This is a genomic window from Streptomyces sp. AC627_RSS907, assembly GCF_019049165.1.
Map to the genome: position 1 here is coordinate 1 of NZ_JAGMUE010000246.1, position 868 is coordinate 868.

The 868-nt window shown below is 77.2% G+C and carries 1 protein-coding gene; it reads right to left on the reverse strand.

The window, feature by feature from the left end; genetic code table 11:
* Positions 1-34 precede the first annotated feature (34 nt).
* Positions 35-868 (reverse strand): NAD(P)-dependent oxidoreductase (locus KUM32_RS33030; protein ID WP_217145620.1); only part of this gene is annotated, 834 nt, incomplete at its 5' end.

Below are 868 nucleotides of genomic sequence, written 5' to 3' on the forward strand. Positions count from 1 at the left end.
GCGGGGCTCGCCGCCCCGGTCGGGGGCTCGCCCCTCACGCCCCGCCGTCGTCCGTCCCGCCGAAGCTCGCGAAGTACGCCGCCGCCCCGTCCTCGCCGCCATGCCCCTGCCGCTCCGCGCGGCGCAGCCGCTCGGCCGCGGCGGCGGCCAGGTCCAGGCGTACGCCGGAGCGCTCGGCGGCCTCCGCGATGAGGGCGGCGTCCTTGCGGGCGGCGGAGACGGTGAAGCTGGGCGGGTAGTCGCCGGCGAGGATGAGTTCGGACTTCGTCCGCAGGTAGCCGGAGTCCAGCGGGCCGCCGGCGACGGCGTCCAGGAAGGCGCGCGGGTCCACACCGAGACCCTCGGCCAGGGCCAGCGACTCGCCGGCGCCGTTGATGAGGGTGAGCACCCAGTTGTTGACGACGAGCTTGAGCGCGCTGGCCGCGCCCGCACCACCGTCCTCGCCGACCCACAGGGTGCGCTGGCCGATCGCCGAGAAGACACGCTCGGCCCGCTCGCGCACGGCGACCGGACCCGCCGCCAGGACGGTCAACGCGCCCTGTTCGGCCGGGAGTCTGGTGCCCAGCACGGGGGCGTCCACGAAGTCGAGTCCGTACTCCGCGGCGAACTCCGCCAGCGGGCCGATCGCGCCCACCCCCACCGTGCTCGACTGGAGCCACAGCGTCCCGGCGCGCAGCGCGGGCGCGGCCTGGCGCAGCGCGTCCAGCGCGGCTGGCCCGTCGTGCACCATCGTGAGCACCACGTCCGCCCCGTCCACCGCGTCGGCCGGCGTGTCCGCGACCCGCGCCCCCGCCTCCGCCAGCGGCTCGGCCTTGGCCCGGGTACGGTTCCACACCCGCACGTCGAACCCGCCCGCCCCGGCGAGGTT